The 21,284-nt window shown below is 40.7% G+C and carries 17 protein-coding genes; all 17 read left to right on the top strand.

What is annotated here, in order from left to right; genetic code table 11:
* The first annotated feature begins 116 nt into the window (after nt 1-116).
* The 17 genes from ACK2WI_RS05660 (at nt 117) to ilvA (ending at nt 20,824) form a co-directional block, all read left to right on the top strand.
* On the top strand, nt 117-2,513 hold the full coding sequence (locus ACK2WI_RS05660) for a TonB-dependent receptor (RefSeq protein WP_409150018.1): 2,397 nt from the start codon (nt 117-119) through the stop codon (nt 2,511-2,513).
* 20 nt (nt 2,514-2,533) lie between these two features.
* Nucleotides 2,534-3,796: a hypothetical protein gene (locus ACK2WI_RS05655; protein WP_409150017.1), complete on the top strand. Its 1,263-nt coding sequence runs from the start codon at nt 2,534-2,536 to the stop codon at nt 3,794-3,796.
* A gap of 195 nt (nt 3,797-3,991) precedes the next feature.
* The gene (atpD, locus tag ACK2WI_RS05650) at nt 3,992-5,494 is read left to right on the top strand and encodes a F0F1 ATP synthase subunit beta (RefSeq protein WP_409150016.1); all 1,503 of its coding nucleotides are present in this window, start codon (nt 3,992-3,994) and stop codon (nt 5,492-5,494) included.
* A gap of 108 nt (nt 5,495-5,602) precedes the next feature.
* The gene (atpC, locus tag ACK2WI_RS05645) at nt 5,603-5,851 is read left to right on the top strand and encodes an ATP synthase F1 subunit epsilon (RefSeq protein WP_093100258.1); all 249 of its coding nucleotides are present in this window, start codon (nt 5,603-5,605) and stop codon (nt 5,849-5,851) included.
* A gap of 369 nt (nt 5,852-6,220) precedes the next feature.
* Nucleotides 6,221-7,111 carry a branched-chain amino acid transaminase gene (locus ACK2WI_RS05640; protein ID WP_093100259.1) on the top strand — a complete coding sequence of 297 codons (891 nt, stop codon included), beginning with the start codon at nt 6,221-6,223 and terminating at the stop codon, nt 7,109-7,111.
* Nucleotides 7,095-8,795, top strand: coding sequence for a dihydroxy-acid dehydratase (gene ilvD / locus ACK2WI_RS05635; RefSeq protein WP_093100261.1), 1,701 nt, complete (start codon nt 7,095-7,097; stop codon nt 8,793-8,795). The genes ACK2WI_RS05640 and ilvD overlap by 17 nt, the downstream gene beginning before the upstream one ends.
* Before the next feature lie 175 nt (nt 8,796-8,970).
* Nucleotides 8,971-10,713 (top strand): biosynthetic-type acetolactate synthase large subunit, encoded by a 1,743-nt coding sequence (gene ilvB / locus ACK2WI_RS05630; RefSeq protein ID WP_313367915.1) that lies wholly within the window; start codon nt 8,971-8,973, stop codon nt 10,711-10,713.
* A gap of 2 nt (nt 10,714-10,715) precedes the next feature.
* Nucleotides 10,716-11,306 carry an acetolactate synthase small subunit gene (ilvN, locus tag ACK2WI_RS05625; RefSeq protein ID WP_093100264.1) on the top strand — a complete coding sequence of 197 codons (591 nt, stop codon included), beginning with the start codon at nt 10,716-10,718 and terminating at the stop codon, nt 11,304-11,306.
* A gap of 11 nt (nt 11,307-11,317) precedes the next feature.
* Entirely contained in the window at nt 11,318-11,683 is a 366-nt protein-coding gene (locus ACK2WI_RS05620) for a glyoxalase superfamily protein (RefSeq protein WP_409150015.1), read from the top strand.
* Nucleotides 11,684-11,694: 11 nt separating this feature from the next.
* Nucleotides 11,695-12,165, top strand: coding sequence for a DinB family protein (locus tag ACK2WI_RS05615; protein WP_409150014.1), 471 nt, complete (start codon nt 11,695-11,697; stop codon nt 12,163-12,165).
* A 42-nt stretch (nt 12,166-12,207) separates the two neighbouring features.
* Nucleotides 12,208-13,689 carry a ketol-acid reductoisomerase gene (ilvC, locus tag ACK2WI_RS05610; RefSeq protein WP_093100267.1) on the top strand — a complete coding sequence of 494 codons (1,482 nt, stop codon included), beginning with the start codon at nt 12,208-12,210 and terminating at the stop codon, nt 13,687-13,689.
* A 96-nt stretch (nt 13,690-13,785) separates the two neighbouring features.
* Nucleotides 13,786-15,183: a 3-isopropylmalate dehydratase large subunit gene (gene leuC / locus ACK2WI_RS05605; RefSeq protein WP_312696663.1), complete on the top strand. Its 1,398-nt coding sequence runs from the start codon at nt 13,786-13,788 to the stop codon at nt 15,181-15,183.
* A gap of 12 nt (nt 15,184-15,195) precedes the next feature.
* Entirely contained in the window at nt 15,196-15,780 is a 585-nt protein-coding gene (gene leuD, locus ACK2WI_RS05600) for a 3-isopropylmalate dehydratase small subunit (protein WP_093100270.1), read from the top strand.
* Nucleotides 15,780-17,243, top strand: a complete 1,464-nt coding sequence (locus ACK2WI_RS05595) for an ATP-binding cassette domain-containing protein (RefSeq protein WP_409150013.1) — start codon at nt 15,780-15,782, stop codon at nt 17,241-17,243. Before leuD ends, ACK2WI_RS05595 begins: the two co-directional genes overlap by 1 nt.
* A gap of 3 nt (nt 17,244-17,246) precedes the next feature.
* On the top strand, nt 17,247-18,320 hold the full coding sequence (gene leuB / locus ACK2WI_RS05590) for a 3-isopropylmalate dehydrogenase (protein ID WP_093100274.1): 1,074 nt from the start codon (nt 17,247-17,249) through the stop codon (nt 18,318-18,320).
* A gap of 34 nt (nt 18,321-18,354) precedes the next feature.
* Complete coding sequence (locus ACK2WI_RS05585) at nt 18,355-19,515, top strand: 2-isopropylmalate synthase (RefSeq protein ID WP_093100276.1); 1,161 nt, start codon at nt 18,355-18,357, stop codon at nt 19,513-19,515.
* A gap of 55 nt (nt 19,516-19,570) precedes the next feature.
* On the top strand, nt 19,571-20,824 hold the full coding sequence (ilvA, locus tag ACK2WI_RS05580) for a threonine ammonia-lyase IlvA (protein ID WP_312696666.1): 1,254 nt from the start codon (nt 19,571-19,573) through the stop codon (nt 20,822-20,824).
* The last annotated feature ends 460 nt before the right edge of the window (nt 20,825-21,284 follow it).

Raw genomic sequence — 21,284 nt, 5'->3', positions numbered from 1 at the left:
TAGCAATTTGACTCGTAGCTAATTTAGATAGATTCTAAATAAATGACAAATTTTATTTAAACTAATTATAAATAAAGCTATATTTACCAGCAAATCAACGTTATTTAGGAGTTAGAATGAGTTTTTTCAAGAACACACTATTCATATTAATTAGCATTTTCAGTTCCAATTTAGGTTTTGCACAACAAGGAAGTACCATTCAAATCGATGTAATCGCTGATCAAAGCAAGGAAAAGATTGCTGGGGCAAGCCTTCATTTTGCTAATCATGCGGGAAGCACAAACCAAGATGGATCTTATCATGCAGAGGGAGTAAAAGCCGGTCAATACGAAATTGAGGTAAAGGCTGTCGGCTATATACCCTATAAAGGAACTATCACAAAAAACAGTTTTGAAGACTTGCATTTGGTCCTTTCTCTACAAGAGGAGGTATCGCGGATTGAAGGTGTAACTGTCCTAGGAAATTCGGAGAACAAAAAAATCAAGCAAGCAGCAATCCGCAACATATTTATAGATACCAGAGCGGTCTCTAGTCAAGCCATTTCCTTGAGTGACCTGATGAACCGAAGCACAGGAATTAGGGTACGACAGAATGGAGGCTTAGGTAGTCGACCTGAACTATCTGTGAATGGCTTTCAGGGAAAAGCAATCAAGTATTTTAAAGATGGGATTCCATTGGACTATTTAGGTGATGGTTATAATCTATCTTCCTTACCCATCGAAATGCTGGACCACGTAGAAATCTACAAAGGGGTTTTGCCTGTTTCCCTTGGTTCGGATGCCTTAGGCGGAGCAGTCAACCTAGTTAGCAGAAAAGGTCAAGGTAAGCATGCCAAGGTATATTATGAACTGGGGTCCTTCCAAACCCATAGATTAGGCTTGATGGGGTCTAATCTTTCAAAGGATGAAAAATGGGCTTACGGCGGAGAACTCTTTTATAATTATTCGGCTAATAATTATGAGGCATTGGTGGATGTCGTAAATCCTGAAACCAAAAACAAGGAACCTCAACGCCTCCCGCTCTTCCATAATGCTTACCGACATTTTTTGGGTGAAGTCTTTGCCAGTATGCGGAACCGCAGTTGGGCAGATGAACTTAAGTTTAGCCTGACAGGGTTTAATCTCTATAAGGAACAACAGCATCCAGCTTTAATGACCGACGCGTATGGCGCTTTGCATTCCAAGCAAAGAACCTTGGCCCCATCGCTGCGGTATAAGACAAATTTCTGGGACAATAAACTCCGGATCGACCAATTCAATTCCTATAATGTGCTGCAGACCAAAAGAATCGACACTTTAAAAGGCACTTATGATTGGTTCGGGAATTTTAAGCCTGGTACCAATTTTGGAGAAAGTCGCTTACCCTCCCAATCTAAGATCGACGAGAAGCAATGGGTCAATAGAACCAACTTAAGTTATTTAATAACCCCAAAAAGCAAGGTAGAATTAAACTATGTATTCAGTTCGGCAAACCGATCTGGGGAGGATCCTTTTGGGGTGAGGCTGGAAGGCTCAAACATCGATATCCTCACTTTGGCATCAACCTATCAGAAACATGTATTTGGTCTATCCTATGAGCAATCGCTGCTAAATGAAAAATTGACCAATCAGTTAATGGGGAAATACTATATCTACAAAGCAAAAGGATATCAAAACACTTGGTTCTCCGTGGACATTACGGAAAAAGACATACGGAACACTTCTGCTGATTATTGGGGCATTACCGAAGCCATAAAATATCAGTTCTCTGAAAACAATTTTTTAAGGGCCTCAGCAGAGTATACCTATAGACTGCCAGAAAGGGAAGAATTGTTTGGAAACAATATCTTCATTGTCCCTAATTTTGAATTGGACCCAGAACGCAGTTTAAATTTTAACCTAGGCTTGAGCACCCAGCTCCTTCAGCCATTGACAGTTGAATTGAACAGTTTCTATAGGAACACGAAAGGTTTGATTCTACTGGTTCCTATTCAAGCCCCGAATGCCCAATATCAAAATCAAGAGAATGTACGTGGATATGGAGTAGATCTGGATATTAAATACCAGGTCACTGAGCAATATCAATTGTCGGGAAATGCCACTTGGCAGGATTTGAGACTATTCGGAATCAAAAATGCGCAGGATTCATGGAAAAATGATGCACGATTAAGGAATACCCCCTATTTCTTTGCTAACCTTGGTGCAACTGCTAACTATAAGGATCTCTTTCAAAAAGAGAATAGCCTGCAGCTCTATTTGAACTACAATTTTATGCGCGAGTTCTATCTAGAGACCATCCCAAAGGAAGCTGAACCCGGAGGCTTTTTGGGCCTATCAGGCAGTGCGAACCTGAGTTCAAACCTGATCATCCCTAATCAACACCTGTTTAATGCAGGTTTTACCTATAAATTCCATAAAAATCATTTTGCTATTGGAGCAGAGGCTAGAAATATACTGGGCAAGGATATATATGATTATTACCGGGTACAACGCCCTGGCCGAAGCTTCCATTTAAAACTTAGTTATCAAATATAAAAACACAAAAATTAAAGATTATGAAAATCAATAGATTCAAAGCATCCGTTTTATTTATGTTCAGCATGGGGATTTTTGCTAGTTGCAGCGAAGACTCAACTGGTCCGACGCCTGTTGAACCGGAAGGTAAAGATAAATATGTATTAATTACCATGAGTGAAAACAACTTGCAGAAACCAGGCTTTGCAACAGCATTTGATGCTATACCTTCGGGCAATGTTGTCAATAATGGAAGTAATAGTTATCAGGGTTTGGGATTTGGAGGCTGGAGACCACATGGCAACCAGCTCTTGAAAATGTTCAATAGCAAGACCAATGAACTTGGAATCGATCAATTATTGGTTGATGCTAATGGAAAAATCAGTGCTGGTAAATTTATTGCCGCTGATAATAATAGTAATGGTTCAGGAAACTTTGTCATCGTGGATGATAATAAGGGGTACTATTGGGATGGCGCCTCACCATTGAAGATTCAGACCTTTAATCCAAGTAATATGACAAGGACCGGTGAATTGGATTTTGCGACTGTTGTCAATGAAAGAGGCCAGAATGTTCCTGAAATCCTTTATAGGTCCATTGGGCAGAAATTTCTAGCAGCAAAAGGCGGAAAACTCTTTGCAAATATCAGTTATGCCAAAACCAATGGTCCACAAAAAGGCTTTTTCGACGATTATTTTCCAGATGTGTATATAGCGGTCATTGATATAGCTTCGGGAAAGTACGAGAAAACCATAAAAATTGAGGATACCGGTTCCATTGCCTACATCAATGATAATAATATGTATGACTTCGACAGCAATGGAGATCTCTATATCGTTACGCAAGGACGCAGTGCTGTAGGAGGAAAATCCAAAATAGTGCGAATCAAGTCGACAGAAACAGACATCGACAAAACTTGGAGCCTTAATATGGATGAGATCCAAGAAGGAGGCAAGTTTGTTTCAGTTTTTGCGAAAGATGCTAAGATCATTACTGTCATTCCAAATACGAAATTGACTGCTGGTCCATCTGGGAACATCAATTTTGAAAACGTTTGGGAATTTTATCAAATCGATATTGCGAGTAAACAAAGGACCAAGATCACTGGAATTCCTGCTGTTACAAATCCAGGTGCAGCCTTTGGCGCGATTGAACTGGACGGAAAAGTTTTATTAAGGGTAAATACCAAGGATGGAAGCCAGAACGGTTATTATGAATTGACTGGCACTTCTGCGAAAGCCTTGTTCAATGTTACTGCTGGTGGTTCAGTATCTGGACTTTACAAGATCACTACAGGACAGTAGGCATTGTAAAAACCGACAATTAACGGCAGAAATAAATAACAAAAAAGGGGTATGCAGGATGATTTGAAAAAAATAAAAATTAAATATGCATATCCCTTTTGCTTTTAATAAGATAAAACTTATTTTTGCATTCCAAAATACAGGCATTCAAACAATCTGTATTTAAATTGATTAATAAATTTTAGTCCCTATAATATGCCCAATATTGGTAAAATAGCGCAGATTATCGGCCCAGTAGTTGACGTCAACTTTGCCGACAATGAAAATCTTCCTAAGATTTATGATGCATTGTACATTGAGAAAGACAATGGACAGCGCATTATATTAGAGGTTCAACAGCACTTAGGTGAGGAACGTGTTCGTACGATTGCAATGGATGCTACCGAAGGTTTAATTCGTGGCATGAAGGTAGTTGATACAGGCGCTCCGATCAAAATGCCGATTGGCGAAGAAATCAAAGGTCGTGTATTCAACGTTGTTGGAGATCCAATTGACGGTATTCAAGCATTAAACAAGGAAAACGGTCGTCCTATTCACAACGTACCTCCTAAGTTTGAAGATCTATCGACTGAAACTGAAGTATTGTTTACAGGAATTAAAGTAATCGATTTATTAGAGCCTTATGCAAAAGGTGGAAAGATCGGTTTGTTCGGTGGTGCTGGTGTTGGTAAAACAGTATTGATTCAGGAATTAATCAACAATATCGCAAAAGGACATGGTGGTCTTTCGGTATTTGCTGGTGTAGGCGAGCGTACTCGTGAAGGAAATGACTTGCTTCGTGAGATGTTGGAGTCAGGCATTATCAAATACGGTGAAAAATTCATGGAAGAAATGGAAAAAGGACAATGGCCTTTGGACACTGTGGATTTAGAATTGATGAAAGAATCTAAATGTACTTTCGTATTCGGACAGATGAATGAGCCTCCAGGTGCTCGTGCTCGTGTTGCGTTATCAGGATTAACAATTGCGGAATACTTCCGTGATGGTGATGGCGAAGGACAAGGTCGTGATATCTTATTCTTTATTGATAACATCTTCCGTTTTACCCAAGCAGGTTCTGAGGTATCGGCTTTATTAGGTCGTATGCCATCAGCAGTAGGTTACCAACCTACCCTAGCAACAGAGATGGGTTTAATGCAAGAGCGTATTACATCAACTAAGAACGGATCAATCACATCTGTACAAGCGGTATACGTACCTGCGGATGACTTGACTGACCCTGCTCCGGCAACAACATTTGCCCACTTAGATGCAACTACCGTATTATCTCGTAAAATTTCAGAGTTAGGTATCTACCCAGCGGTGGATCCATTGGATTCTACTTCACGTATCCTTTCTCCAGCAGTTTTAGGTGATGAGCACTACAATACAGCACAACGCGTAAAAGAAATTCTTCAACGTTATAAAGAACTTCAAGATATCATCGCCATCTTAGGTATGGACGAATTATCTGAAGAAGATAAGTTAACAGTACACCGCGCACGTCGTGTACAACGTTTCTTGTCACAACCATTCCACGTAGCAGAGCAGTTTACAGGTTTGAAAGGTTGTCTAGTAGACATCAAAGACACTATCAAAGGATTCAACATGATCATCGATGGTGAAGTAGATGAATACCCAGAAGCATCTTTCAACTTGGTAGGTTCAATCGAAGACGCTATCGAGAAAGGTAAAAAACTATTAGCAGAAGCAGTTTAATGTAAGATATGAGATATTAGACATGAGATATGAGGCTTTTGAAAGTATAAAAAGTCTCATATTTTAAGTTTAGGTCTCAAATCTCAAATCTCACATCTCAAGTCAAAAATGAAATTAACAATCATAACTCCAGACAAATTAGCTTACGAAGGTGATGTAACAGCGGTTACAGTTCCGGGATCGGCGGGTTCTTTTCAGATTCTGAAGGATCACGCGGCTATTGTGTCTACGCTAGAAGATGGTAAAGTCATTATTAAAAAGAATAATGATGAAGAAGTCATTATTATTAAAGGTGGTGTAGTGGAAGTAAAGGACAACAATATCATCGTTTTAGCAGAAGGAATTGCGGAAGAATAGATAAACAAAATATTACGATAAAGTAGCCCTTAAAACTTCAAGTTCTAAGGGCTATTTTTTTGCAAGTTTTTTCGGTCCGAGAGCAGTTTTAGGAAGAATTTCGACCGGTTCACTAAAAATTTGAAAAAAATAAAAATATACCAATTTTAATTTTAGTCTACAGGTAACAAAATTTAAAACACAAAATAAGGGATAGTTGTAAAATATAATTTTTAAAATATTATATTTTCAAAATAAAAAACTTTATCAAAAAAAATTTCTAGGCTATTGTAAAGAATTTTAATTCGAGCTAACTTAACAAAACAGAACGAAGGGAATCCTAAACGATAATTTTTCAATCAAGTATTACATCAAATTCGGCAGGTTATTATGCAGTATTACAATCAAGATACACTGATCTATTTAAATGGGGAGTTTGTGAAGGCGAGCAATGCTGGAGTTGATATGTTTGGACAGTCATTACATTATGGCTATGGAGCCTTCGAAGGTCTGCGTGCTTACAGCACTCATAATGGAACGAGGATCTTTAAGGCAGAAGAACATTTCGACAGATTACAGCAATCTTGTAAGGCTATTGGCCTTCCTTATCAATGGGACAACAGAGAGCTGATAGCGAAGTCCTATGAACTATTGGAAGCCAACAATCTTAGGGCAGCTTATATCCGCCCCTTGATCTATTCGGGATCCAATATGCACTTGACCGCTTCGGATACGGCCAATATCATGATTGCCGCTTGGGAATGGGGACCCTATTTAGGACAGAACCTATTAAAGGTAAACATCTCGAGGATTGAACGCCCGAATCCAAAGTCCTTCCCGATCAACGCCAAGGTGTCCGGTCAATATATCAATTCGATATTAGCGACCAGTGATGCTATACAAAAGGGATTTGATGAAGCCTTATTGTTGGATCAGGATGGTTTTGTTGCACAGGCATCGAGTGAAAACCTGTTCATTGAAAAAGATTTCAAGATTTACACCCCGCCATTGGGAAACATCTTCCCGGGCATTACAAGGGAGACCGTGATCGATATCTGTAAGCGTTTGAATTTTGACATCATCGAGAAGAGAATTACGATAAAAGATATATACGAAGCTGATAGTGCCTTTTTAAGTGGTACCGCAGCGGGAATAATAGGCATAAAACAAGTAGACGATGTGGTATTCCCTGAAGAATGGGAAGACAGCATCGGCGCATCTATCCAAAGAAAATATAAAAACTTAGTATTAGAGCAGAATAATTATGAAGTCATCATCTGACAACCAAAAGGGAATCAACAAGTACAGCCGCATCTTTACACAAGATGAAACTCAACCAGCTGCGAAAGCCATGTTATATGGTATCGGTCTGACCGACGCAGATATGGAAAAGGCGCAAGTTGGAATTGCGAGCATGGGCTACGACGGTAACACCTGTAACATGCACCTTAATGACCTAGCTCAGGTCGTCAAAAAAGGTATTTGGAACAGCGATCTGGTCGGCTTGACGTTTGGAACGATTGGGGTCAGTGATGGAATGAGTAATGGAACGGATGGAATGCGCTACTCTTTGGTCTCACGCGATGTGATTGCAGACAGTATCGAAACCATCTGTGGTGGACAGTACTATGATGGTGTGGTGGCTATTCCAGGCTGTGATAAAAACATGCCGGGGGCTATCATGGCAATGGGAAGATTGAACCGTCCTGCTATTATGGTATACGGTGGAACGATCGCTCCTGGTCATTATAAAGGTGAAGAATTAAATATTGTTTCCGCTTTTGAAGCCTTAGGAAAGAAAATCGCAGGAACTATTTCCGATGAGGATTATGATGGGGTTATCCGTCATACTTGTCCAGGTGCTGGTGCTTGTGGAGGTATGTATACAGCAAACACAATGGCTTCAGCAATTGAGGCTATGGGAATGAGCTTACCTTACTCCTCTTCTAATCCTGCGGTTTCTAAAGAGAAACAACAGGAATGTTTGGAGGTGGGTAAATATATGCGCATCCTATTGGAGAACGACATTAAGCCTTCGGATATCATGACCCGCAAAGCATTCGAGAATGCCATGCGTATCATCGTGATCTTAGGTGGTTCGACGAATGCAGTCCTTCACTTTATTGCAATGGGTAAATCGGTGGATGTAGATGTTACTCCGGATGATTTCCAACGCATGTCGGATGAAACTCCTGTATTAGCAGACTTCAAACCATCAGGTAAGTTCTTGATGCAAGATCTACACCAATACGGTGGTATCCCTGCAGTAATGAAATATCTATTGGATGAAGGATTATTACATGGCGACTGTTTGACGGTAACTGGTAAAACTGTTGCAGAAAACTTGGCTAATGTAAAATCGATCATTGAATATAATCAACCGATCATACACAAATTAAATGATCCGATCAAAGCAACAGGACACTTACAGATTCTTTACGGAAACTTAGCTGAAGAAGGTTCAGTTGCGAAGATTTCAGGTAAAGAAGGTGAGAAATTCACAGGTCCTGCGCGCGTATTTGATGGCGAGCATGATTTGGTGAAAGGTCTGGAGACGGGAAGAATCAAGAAAGGTGATGTCGTGGTGATCAAAAACGAAGGTCCGAAAGGAGCTCCAGGTATGCCTGAGATGTTGAAACCAACCTCATTGATCATTGGAGCGGGCTTAGGAAGCTCGGTGGCATTGATTACAGACGGACGTTTCTCGGGTGGTACACATGGTTTCGTTGTGGGCCACATTACACCAGAGGCTTATGAAGGCGGATTGATCGGATTGGTACAGGACGATGACATCATCGAAATCGACGCAGTCAACAACAGCATCAACCTGCAGGTCTCGGATGAAGAGATCGCAGCTCGCAGAGCAGCTTGGCAACAACCAGCCCTGAAAGTAAGCAAAGGAGTCCTTTACAAATACGCTAAAAGCGTAGCGAACGCATCCCAAGGATGTGTGACGGATTTGTAAAAGAGCCTTGAGAACAGAGATTTGAGATTTGAGATATCAACAGTTAAAAAATGATATCCAAAAAGGAAAAATTGAATACACAAATTGATGCTAAGATAAAGATTGAATTGATTTTTGAGGTTAGTCTCACATCTCATATCACATATCTCACATCTAATTAAATAAATACTACAAAATGAGTACACTTGAAAAAACGGAAACAAAGGAGACCACTAGAAAGGCAGCTGGGACGCAGGTAAGCGGTGCCCAGGCTGTGATGGAAGCCTTAATCCACGAGGAAGTGGATACCGTATTCGGGTATCCAGGAGGTGCTATTATGCCGATCTATGATGCATTGTATGATTACACTGATCAATTGAAGCATATTTTGGTACGTCACGAACAAGGTGGAATTCATGCTGCACAAGGATACGCACGTACATCAGGACGTGTGGGTGTGGCTTTTGCAACAAGCGGTCCTGGGGCGACCAACCTGGTCACTGGTTTGGCAGACGCGATGATCGATAGTAACCCTATCGTCTGTATTACAGGTCAAGTCTTTGCTTCTCTCCTAGGAACGGATGCATTTCAAGAAACGGACGTCATCAACATCACCACTCCTGTGACCAAATGGAACTATCAGGTGACTGATGCAAATGAAATCCCAAGTGTATTAGCTAAAGCATTCTATATTGCTAGAACAGGGAGACCTGGTCCAGTATTAATTGATATCACAAAAAATGCTCAGATCCAATTGTTTGATTACCATGGATACGAGTCATGCAAGCATGTACGCAGTTACAGACCTGCTCCAATCGTTCGTAAGGAATATGTGGAAGAGGCAGCAAAGGCTATCAATGCAGCAAAAAAACCATTCATTCTGTTTGGACAAGGCATTATCTTGGGTAAGGCAGAACAAGAGTTCAAGACCTTTATCGAAAAAGCCGGTATTCCATCTGCAGCAACAGTAATGGGGCTGAGCGCTCTGGAAACAGACCACCCATTGCACGTGGGCATGTTGGGGATGCACGGAAATTATGCTCCCAATGTGATGACCAATGAATGTGATGTATTGATTGCTATCGGTATGCGTTTCGACGACCGTGTAACCGGCCGATTGGACAAATACGCAAAGCAAGCGAAGGTTGTTCACTTGGACATTGATCCAGCTGAAATCGACAAGAATGTGAAAGCACATTATCCTGTTTGGGGAGATTGTAAGGAAACCCTTCCGATGCTGACCGAATTGATTGAGAAAGCTGACCACTCGGCTTGGCTGAACCAGTTCAGGGATTTGGAAAAAGAAGAAATCAAGGAAGTAATCCATAATGAACTAAACCCTACATCTGACATCTTGACCATGGGTGAGGTTCTGAAAGTATTGAACGAGATCACCGGTGGAGATGCTGTCATCGTAACTGATGTGGGTCAGCACCAAATGGTAACCTGCCGTTATGCTAAATTCAACAGTTCGAAATCCAGCGTTACTTCTGGAGGCTTAGGAACCATGGGATTTGGTCTACCAGCTGCAATCGGCGCTTGGTATGGTGCTCCACATCGTGATGTGGTGGCTATCATCGGCGATGGTGGTATCCAAATGACCATCCAGGAATTAGGTACGATTATGCAATTCGGCGCCAAGGTGAAGATCTTGATCTTGAACAATGAGTTCTTGGGCATGGTTCGCCAATGGCAACAATTATTCCACGACAAGAGGTATTCATTCGTTAATATCACAAGCCCTGACTTCGTAGCAGTTGCTAAAGGATATTATATCGATGGAAATAGAGTTTCGGAGCGTAAGGATTTGAAAGATGCCCTACAAACGATGATGGATCATGATGGCTCTTACTTATTAGAAGTAATGGTAGGGAAAGAGAACAATGTATTCCCAATGGTAGCACAAGGAACAAGTGTGTCAGAAATTAGATTGAAGTAATCATGGAAAAACAAGAATATACCATAACCATATATACAGAAAATTCTATCGGGATGATAGGTCGTATATCTGGGATATTTTCAAGACGTAAAATCAATATCGAGAGCTTAAACACTTCCCCATCAGAGGTGGAAGGGATACACCGCTTTACGATCTTGATTACAGAATCAGAAGAAGTGGTTCGCAAATTATGCCGTCAGGTAGAAAAACAAGTGGAGGTATTGAAAGCATACTTCAATACTAATGATGAATTGATTTGGCAAGAACAAGCCTTATATAAAGTACCTGCAGAGGCTATTGCAGAGAAAGTATTGGTAGAACGCTTACTTCGTCAGTATGGAGCTAATGTAGTTGTGATTCGTAATGACTATATTGTATTCGAAACCGCAGGTCACCGTGAGGAGATCGATAGGCTAACCGAGGAACTGAGCAAATACAGCTTAATTGAATTTGTGCGCGGTGCCCGTATCGCGATCATCAAGGACAGTGCTGGTTTCCATACCAAGCTTAAACAATTTGAGATCAATGAACCTGCTCCAGACATCGTTGAAAACGAGTATTTGGATCAGCGTGATGATGTCTTTACCATGTAATAAAACCTTGCATGCAGATAGAACAGGTCATACCGATATTCAGAATATTTGATTATTCCAAGGCAGTCGAGTTTTACATCGACTGGCTTGGTTTTCATATTGACTGGGAACATCGATTTGACGACAATTCTCCGATTTACATGCAGATTTCCAGAGATGGAATGGCGATGCACCTAAGCGAGCATCATGGTGATGCCACACCGGGTTCACAGGTTTTTGTGAACTGCTCTGGATTAAAGGCGTATCATGAGCAATTGATCCAGAAAAACTACAAGTACAACAAACCCGGTTACGAGGAAACCTTCTATAACTGCCATTGCGTTCAGGTCATTGATCCATTTGGCAATAAGATATCTTTCAACGAACCGATTAAATAAGTATAAAACAAATGGAAAAAGTATTCCAATTCATTATCGATGGCCGCAAGGCATTCATCAGATTGATCGATGAATTGTCCTTGGAGCAATTGAACGAGATTCCAACAGGATTCAATAACAACATCATCTGGAATTTTGGACATATCGTAGTGAGCACACAAACATTAAGTTATACCCGCACTGGAATCCGTGATGGGGTTAACTGGGTAAAGTATGTGGATGCCTATGCAAAGGGCACTGAACCTACCTACTTCGTAAGCCAAGAGGAAGTAAATGATCTTAAGGAAATCGCATTGAGCTCGATCCGTGAGATCGAAGCTGATTACAATGCCGGGGTTTTCAAGACTACCACTCCTTATGAGACGGCAACCTATGGGGCTACGCTAAACAGCATAGAGGATGTATTGATCACTTCGGTAGGTCATGACAACTTGCACTATGGCTATGCAACCGCGCAAAAAAGAATAATCAACAACAAATAATAAGAAACCTTAATCGAAAAAAATATTTAATTCAGTATTACAATGGCAAATTATTTCAACACATTACCTCTTAGAGAGCAATTAGATCAATTAGGCGTTGCAGAATTCATGAATTCATCTGAATTCAACGAAGGAGTAGAAGCTTTAAAAGGTAAAAAAATCGTAATCGTAGGTTGTGGAGCTCAAGGCTTGAACCAAGGTCTAAACTTGAGAGATAGCGGATTGGACGTATCTTATGCATTGCGTAAAGAAGCTATTGAACAAAAAAGAGATTCTTGGAAAAATGCAACTGACAACAATTTCAAAGTTGGAACCTATGAAGAGTTGATTCCTTCGGCTGACCTTGTTATCAACTTGACTCCAGATAAACAACATACATCCGTAATCAATGCTGTAATGCCATTGATGAAAGAAGGTGCTACCCTATCCTACTCACACGGCTTCAACATCGTGGAAGAAGGTATGCAGATCCGTCCAGATATCACGGTAATCATGGTAGCTCCAAAATGTCCAGGATCAGAGGTTCGCGCTGAATACTTAAGAGGATTTGGTGTTCCTACCTTGATCGCTGTTCACCCAGAAAATGACCCACAAGGAAAAGGATGGGCTGAAGCGAAGGCATACTGTGCTGGAACTGGTGGTGACCGCGCTGGGGTATTGAAATCATCTTTCGTTGCGGAGGTAAAATCTGACTTGATGGGTGAGCAAACTATCCTATGTGGTTTGTTGCAAACTGGTTCTATTCTTTCATTTGATAAAATGGTAGAAAAAGGAATCGACGCTGGTTATGCATCAAAGCTTGTTCAATACGGTGTTGAAGTTATTACAGAAGCTTTAAAGCATGGTGGTGTAAGTGGTATGATGGACCGCTTGAGCAACCCTGCGAAAATCAAGGCTTTTGAATTGTCAGAAGAATTGAAGGACATAATGCGTCCTTTGTTCCAGAAACACCAAGATGATATCATGTCTGGCGAATTCAGCAAGACCATGATGGAAGACTGGGCTAACGGCGATGCAAACTTGTTGAAATGGAGAGCTGAAACAGGTGAGACTGCTTTCGAAAAAACTCCAGCTGGAGATGTTAAGATTTCAGAACAAGAGTACTTTGACAATTATCTATTGATGGTTGCTTTCGTGAGAGCTGGTGTTGAATTGGCTTTCGAAACGATGGTTGAGGCTGGTATCAAACCAGAATCGGCATACTACGAATCATTGCACGAGACTCCATTGATCGCAAATACTATTGCTCGTAAGAAATTATTCGAGATGAACCGTGTTATTTCCGACACGGCAGAATATGGTTGTTATTTATTTGACCAAGCTTGTAAGCCATTATTGGCAGATTTCATGAAGAAAATCGACACGGATGTGGTTGGTAAAAACTTCAATGAAGGAAAAGATGGTTCAGTTGACAACATCAAATTAGTACAGGTTAACGATATTTTAAGAAATCATGAAGTAGAAATCGTAGGTAGAAAGTTGCGTAAAGCGATGACTGCTATGAAAGCTATTCAAACTGTTTAATTTTTCGTAAATTAGATAGCTAAAACTGGGGTAAAATTACCATATTTTGATTTTACCCCTTTTAAAATTTCAAACCAACAAGAGATAAAGAGAAAAATGGGAAAAACATTAGTAGAAAAAATTTGGGATGCACATGTCGTCAAGCGTCAAGAAGGGTTTCCTGATATCATATATATCGATACCCACCTCATCCATGAAGTGACCTCCCCACAGGCATTTGATGGTTTGCGCAAAAGAGGACTGCCTGTACTCCGTCCGGATCAAACTGTAGCAACGGCTGACCATAATGTCCCAACATTAAACCAGCACTTGCCAATCAAAGAAGAACTTTCTCGCTACCAAGTAGACATGCTGACCAAAAACTGCAAGGAATTTGGTGTTGAATTATATGGATTGGGTCACCCTTTCCAAGGAATTGTGCATGTTATTGGGCCTGAATTAGGCATCACCTTACCAGGAAAGACAATGGTATGTGGAGATAGCCACACTTCTACACATGGTGCATTTGGTACCATTGCATTTGGAATCGGAACTTCTCAAGTAGAGCAAGTATTTGCTACACAATGTTTATTGCTGCAAAAACCAAAAACCATGAAAATCGAGGTCAATGGTGAGCTAGGAAAAGGTGTGGGTGCTAAAGATATTATCCTTTACATCATTTCCAAGATTTCTGCAGCTGGTGGAACAGGTTATTTTGTTGAATATGCAGGTTCTGCTATTCGCTCATTGAGTATGGAAGGCCGTATGACCATCTGTAACATGAGTATTGAAATGGGTGCTCGAGGTGGATTAATCGCGCCGGACCAAACGACCTTTGATTACATCAATGGCCGTGAGTTTGCTCCTAAAGGAGAAGAATGGGAGAAAGCATTGGCTTATTGGAAAACCTTGTATTCCGATGATGATGCAGAGTTTGATAAGGTCTTGACTTTTGATGCTGCTGATATCCAACCTATGATTACTTACGGTACGAATCCTGGAATGGGAATTGGGATCACGGAAAACATTCCTACAACGACTTCTCAACCAGAGAATGAACGTCCATCTTACCAGAAGGCTTTAAATTACATGGGATTCCACGATGGCGAACAGGTTATTGGAAAGCCGGTTGATTATGTTTTTATCGGAAGTTGCACCAACTCTCGTATTGAAGACTTGCGTCAGGTGGCTGCCTTCGTACAAGGCAAGCATAAGGCTGATAATGTGGAAGTATGGATCGTTCCGGGATCAAAACAAGTGGAAGCTCAGGCTAAACTTGAAGGTATCGACAAGATATTTGAAGAAGCAGGCTTTATGCTTCGTGAACCTGGCTGTTCTGCATGTCTAGGGATGAACGAAGACAAGATTCCTGCAGGTAAATACTGTGTTTCTACTTCTAACAGAAATTTTGAAGGTAGACAAGGACCAAATGCGCGCACTATGCTGGTAAGTCCGCTTACCGCAGCAGCTGCCGCAGTGACTGGTAAAATTGTAGACGTTAGAGAATTAGTGTAAAGAATTAGAATCATGAAAAAATTTGAAAAATTATCCTCTCGTGTAGTTCCACTACCGATAGAAAATATAGATACAGACCAGATCATTCCAGCTCGTTTCCTGAAGGCGACGACCCGTGAAGGATTTGGAAATAACTTATTCCGTGATTGGCGCTTTGATAGTGAAGATCAGCCAAAGGCGGACTTCGTTATGAATGACCCGACTTATAAAGGCAAAGTTTTGGTTGCCGGTAAGAACTTTGGCTGTGGCTCATCTCGTGAGCATGCTGCCTGGGCTATTCAAGATTATGGCTTTGATGTTGTAGTAAGCTCTTTCTTTGCAGACATCTTCAAAGGAAATGCTTTGAACAATGGGGTATTGCCTATCACAGTCCCTGAGGATTTCTTAGAAAAAATCTTTGAGAAGGTTTTTGCAAATCCAGATACGGAACTGGTAGTAGACCTAGAAGCTCAAACCATCAGCATAGCTGGTACGGATGACAAATTCACTTTTGAAATCAATCCTTACAAAAAATCATGTTTGATCAATGGTTATGATGATATTGACTATATCTTGAGCCAAAAAGCTGAAATCGAAGCTTTCGAACAAAACAGATAATGGCAGCTTTCGTCCAAATATCAAATTTATCGGTTTCATACGATCTTACGACCGTTTTGAACAATTTGTCTTGGACCATTCCCCCAGAAGAAAACTATGTATTGGCCGGAAAGAGTGGATCAGGCAAAACAACCTTGGCTAAAGCCATTGCAGGTTTGATAACTGCAGCTGGCGAGGTGAAAGTTGAATTTGATTCTAGTTGTCCACTCCTTCAAAAGGCGATCTATGTTTCCAATTGGTACCAGTTTACCAATTTAGAAGGCGATAGAAACTTCTATTACCAACAACGCTACAATCGCCATCAAGGGAATGATACCCTGACTGTCAAAGCTGAATTGCTTCATTTTGCTAAGAAAGAAAACCTTCAATTGGAGGATATTCATGAGAAAATTGTAGCCATGGGTTTTGAACATACCATTGATTCTCAATTGATCGAGCTTTCGAGCGGTGAGCACAAGAAATTGCAACTGATCAAATCTCTTTGGTTGAAACCGCAGCTTTTGATCATTGATGAACCTTATACCGGTTTGGATAAGCAATCAAGAGTGGAATTGAACAGCTGGTTAGATGAACTTGTTGCAGAAGGTGTTCAGTTTGTTATCATCTCAAATGATAGACAGTTACCGACCTCAATCAACCGATATGCACATATTGTGGATGGTCAGATCGAAACGGTTCAATCATTTGATGAGATCATCCAAGATGAGAAGCGAGTTAAAAAGGAATTACCTTCCTTTTTGCACAAAATACCTGAAACAAACTACAGCACTGTAGCCGATCTGAAGGATATCATCATCAGATATGGTGAGAAGGTTGTATTGAACAATGTATCTTGGAAGGTAGATGTTGGCGAGAAATGGCTATTGCAGGGACCGAATGGTTCTGGGAAATCCACTTTATTGAGTTTGATCAATGGTGATCATCCGCAGTCTTATGGATTGGAAATCGAATTGTTCGGGAATAAACGCGGATCCGGTGAGAGCATTTGGGATATCAAACAGAAGATTGGGATGATATCTCCAGAGATGCATTGGTATTTTGATCAGAATGCTACAGTTTGGCATACGCTGGCTTCAGGATTTTACGACAGTATTGGTTGGTTTATTGATGTAAAATTCCAAGAAAAGAAGCAGATAGAAGAACTAATGGCTTTCTTTGATTTAACCGAGCATAAGGATCAGCTGCTGCATACCCTTCCGTTAGGCAAACAGCGCTTGGCTATGTTAGCCAGGAGCATCATCAAAAACCCACCCTTATTGGTATTGGATGAACCTTGCCAAGGTCTGGATTCGCAGCAAGCAAAATATTTTAATGATGTAGTGGATGAACTTTGCCAGCACGGCAAAACATTGATCTATGTCGGACATTATGAAAGTCAGCTTCCGAGCTGTATTGAAAAAAGAATTGTATTAGAAAAAGGCGAAGTCATTGCCTTAGAAAATAAAGTTGAAAACGTTTTATAACACATGAAGAAAAACATTCTTATTATTCCCGGAGATGGAATTGGACAAGAGGTTACTACCTGGGGAAAAGAAGTTCTAAATAAAATTGCCGAAAAATATAATCACGAATTTATTTTCGACGAGGCAATCATGGGCCACACTGCTATTGAAGCTACAGGAAATCCATTACCAGATGAGACCTTAGAAAAAGCAAAAGCTTCTGACGCTATCCTCTTCGGTGCGATCGGTCATGCTAAATATGACAACGATCCTTCTGCCAAGGTACGTCCTGAGCAAGGCTTATTGAAGATCCGTAAGGAATTAGGCTTATATGCCAACCTACGCCCTATCCTATTGTTTGATGAGCTATTGGATGCTTCAAGCTTGAAACCTGAAGTCCTTCGTGGAACTGATATCCTTTTCTTCCGTGAACTGACTGGTGATGTTTACTTCGGTGAGAAGAAACGTAATGAGGATAACACCTTCGCTTCCGATCTGATGAACTACAACCGTTATGAGGTGGATCGTATTGCTCGCAAGGCATTCGATGCGGCTAGAACCAGAAGCAAAAAGCTTTGTTCAGTGGATAAAGCCAATGTGTTGGAAACATCAAGATTGTGGAGAGAGGTTGTCCAAGAAATCGCCAAGGAATACCCAGATGTTGAAACTGAACACATGTTCATCGACAATGCCGCGATGCAATTGGTTAAGAATCCTAAGAAATTTGATGTGGTATTGACGGCAAACCTTTTTGGTGACATCTTAACTGATGAAGCATCACAGATCGCTGGATCAATGGGGATGTTGGCTTCTGCTTCTGTGGGCGATGGAACTGGTTTCTTTGAGCCTATCCACGGATCTGCACATGACATTGCAGGACAGAACAAAGCTAATCCTTTAGCTTCTATCCTTTCAGCAGCGTTGATGTTGGACATCGCATTCGGATTACAGGATGAAGCAAAAGAAGTGACCAATGCAGTCGCTGAGACATTGAAGGCAGGTTGGAGAACAGGAGACATCGCCAATGCGGATACTCCAGCTGACAAGATTTTAGGCACTCAAGAAATGGGAGCTAAAGTTTTAGAGTTTTTGAAATAGAATTAATCAAGGTATAAACATAAATTGAGACAATATGTTACACGATCCTAATCACTTATACATTTTCGATACGACATTACGTGACGGTGAGCAAGTGCCGGGTTGCCAATTGACAACTCCTGAAAAAATCGAAATTGCCAAAGATTTGGAACGCTTAGGGGTGGATATTATCGAAGCAGGATTCCCTGTTTCAAGCCCCGGAGATTTCCAATCGGTAGTCGAACTATCTAAGGCTGTTAATGATGTGATCATCTGTGCACTGACCCGTGCTAACATGAACGATATCGATGTGGCTGCTGATGCATTGAAATATGCAAAAAGACCCCGTATCCATACTGGAATCGGCTCTTCAGACATGCACATCAAATATAAATTCAATAGTACCCGCGAGGAAATCCTAGAACGTGCTGTAGCAGCAGTAAAGCATGCCAAATCTTATGTAGAAGATGTGGAGTTCTATGCTGAAGATGCTGGACGTGCCGATTTAGAGTTCCTGGCAAAAATGATCGAATCCGTTATTGCCGCTGGTGCTACGGTAGTCAATATCCCCGATACCAATGGCTATTGCTTACCAGATCAATATGGCTCCAAAATAAAATACCTGAAAGAAAATGTGAAAAACATTGATCAGGCTATTATCTCTGCGCATTGCCACAACGACTTAGGATTGGCTACTGCCAACTCCATCGCTGCTATCCAAAATGGTGCCCGTCAAGTGGAATGTACCATCAACGGAATCGGTGAACGTGCAGGAAACACTTCTCTTGAAGAAGTTGCTATGATCTTGAAAGTACACAACCAGGCTTTTGGAGGATTATCTTCCAATATCGATAGCAGAATGTTCACTTATCTTTCTAGAAAAGTAAGCGAAATGATGAATATGCCAGTTCAACCTAACAAAGCTATTGTTGGCCGTAATGCTTTCGCACATAGTTCAGGAATCCACCAAGATGGATTCTTAAAACACCGCGAGAATTACGAGATCATCCGTCCTGAGGACGTAGGCTTGGAAGAAGCGGACATTATCTTAACTGCTCGTTCTGGCCGCCATGCCTTGAAACACCACCTTGAACGCCTAGGTTATAACCTAGATAAAGATAAATTAGCAGATTGCTACCAAAGATTCTTGATCTTGGCAGATGCCAAAAAAGAGATCTGCGATGAGGATTTACTGATCTTGGTAAAAGAAAATTAATACAAAGGCTGGGTGACCAGCCTTTTAAATCACCTAAACAAACGAACGGATTAGAATGAGTTTGGACCTATCAACATTGACCATAGACTCGGTTGCTGCAAAAGAACAGATCAAGGATGTGGTTACCCGTACTCCATTGCAGTACAACCATCATCTTTCTGAAAAATACGGAGCAGAGGTCTATCTTAAAAGGGAGGATCTTCAAGTAGTAAGATCTTATAAATTACGGGGTGCCTTCAACAAAATCTGCAGTCTTTCCCAAGAAGAAAGAGAGCGAGGAGTTGTTTGTGCCAGCGCAGGAAACCATGCCCAAGGCGTTGCATTATCCTGCAAAAAATTAGATATCAAAGGCGTAATCTTTATGCCCGGCCCTACCCCTAGACAAAAAATTACCCAAACTGAAATGTGGGGAAATGGCAATATCGAAATCGTTCTGATTGGCGACACATTCGACGACTGCCAAAAAGCCGCTTTGGAATTCACAAAGGAACATAACATGACCTTTATCCCTCCTTTTGACGACCTCAAAGTCATTGAAGGACAAGGTACGGTAGCTGTTGAAATCCTAGAGGACCTACCTGATGTAGATGCTATTTTCATCCCAATTGGTGGCGGAGGCTTGTCATCCGGAGTAAGCTACCATATCAGCAAATTTGCTCCCGGAGTGAAATGCTACGGTGTTGAACCAGAAGGGGCTCCATCTATGCAGGCGGCAATCCAGAATGGCAGCCCAATTGAATTGGAGCAAATCAATAAATTTGTTGATGGCGCTGCCGTTAAGAAAGTGGGTGCTCTGACATTCGATATCAGTTCCCAACTGTTGGACGGCGTAAAATCGATTCCTGAGGGCAAGATCTGTACCACCATCCTTGAATTATATAATAAGGATGCCATTGTAGTAGAACCTGCAGGGGCACTTTCCATTGCAGCATTGGATTTTCACAAAGATGAAATCAAAGGCAAGAAAGTTGTCTGTATTATTTCTGGAGGAAACAACGATATCGATCGAATGAGCGAGATCAAGGAACTATCTTTATTATATGAAGGATTTAAACATTACTTCATCGTTCGCTTCCCACAAAGACCTGGTGCATTAAAATTATTGGTTACCGAAGTACTTGGTCCTAAAGACGATATCACCCGTTTTGAATACATCAAAAAAACAGAACGAGAAAGAGGTCCTGCCTTAATTGGTATTGAATTAAATGATCCAAATGATTATATTACATTTATAGAACGCTTAAAGTCTTATAAATTTGACTTTATCGAACTGAACAAAGACCAGACATTATTTGAGTATCTGGTATAAAAACGCAACTAACCCTCCAAAATAAAGTAGATGCAACGGCCATTATTTCTTATGGTCGTTGCTTTTTTATTTTACAGATATTATCAAATTTTTGACTCTTTTGTTACAAAACAACTAAAAAAGTTTAGGTGGGATAGGATGCGTATTCTCTAATTTATTGACCATCAACAAAAGAACATCCCAAAAGAAGAACACCTACCTGCATTAGCTTTATTTTACCCGATTGCCAATACAAATAGATGTTCTAGAAAATTTTAACCTATCATAACTTTATCTAACTAACAAACCTAAATTCTAGGATAGATTATGAATCAATATTAGGGATATTTACTGTTAAGAAGTGTAAATAAATCCTAATGTTCTCTTAAATTTTCATTAACCGATTGACTTTCAGTGAAATTATACAACAATTATCGCTAATTTCAGTTTATTATATAGTCATTAACCAAAATCATACTTA

Origin of the sequence: Sphingobacterium sp. BS-2 (assembly GCF_046161205.1) — a bacterium.
GTDB classification, from domain to species: Bacteria; Bacteroidota; Bacteroidia; order Sphingobacteriales; family Sphingobacteriaceae; genus Sphingobacterium; species Sphingobacterium mizutaii.
Note: the sequence above shows the minus strand (reverse complement) of the source record. Positions and strands in the feature narration are given on the sequence as shown.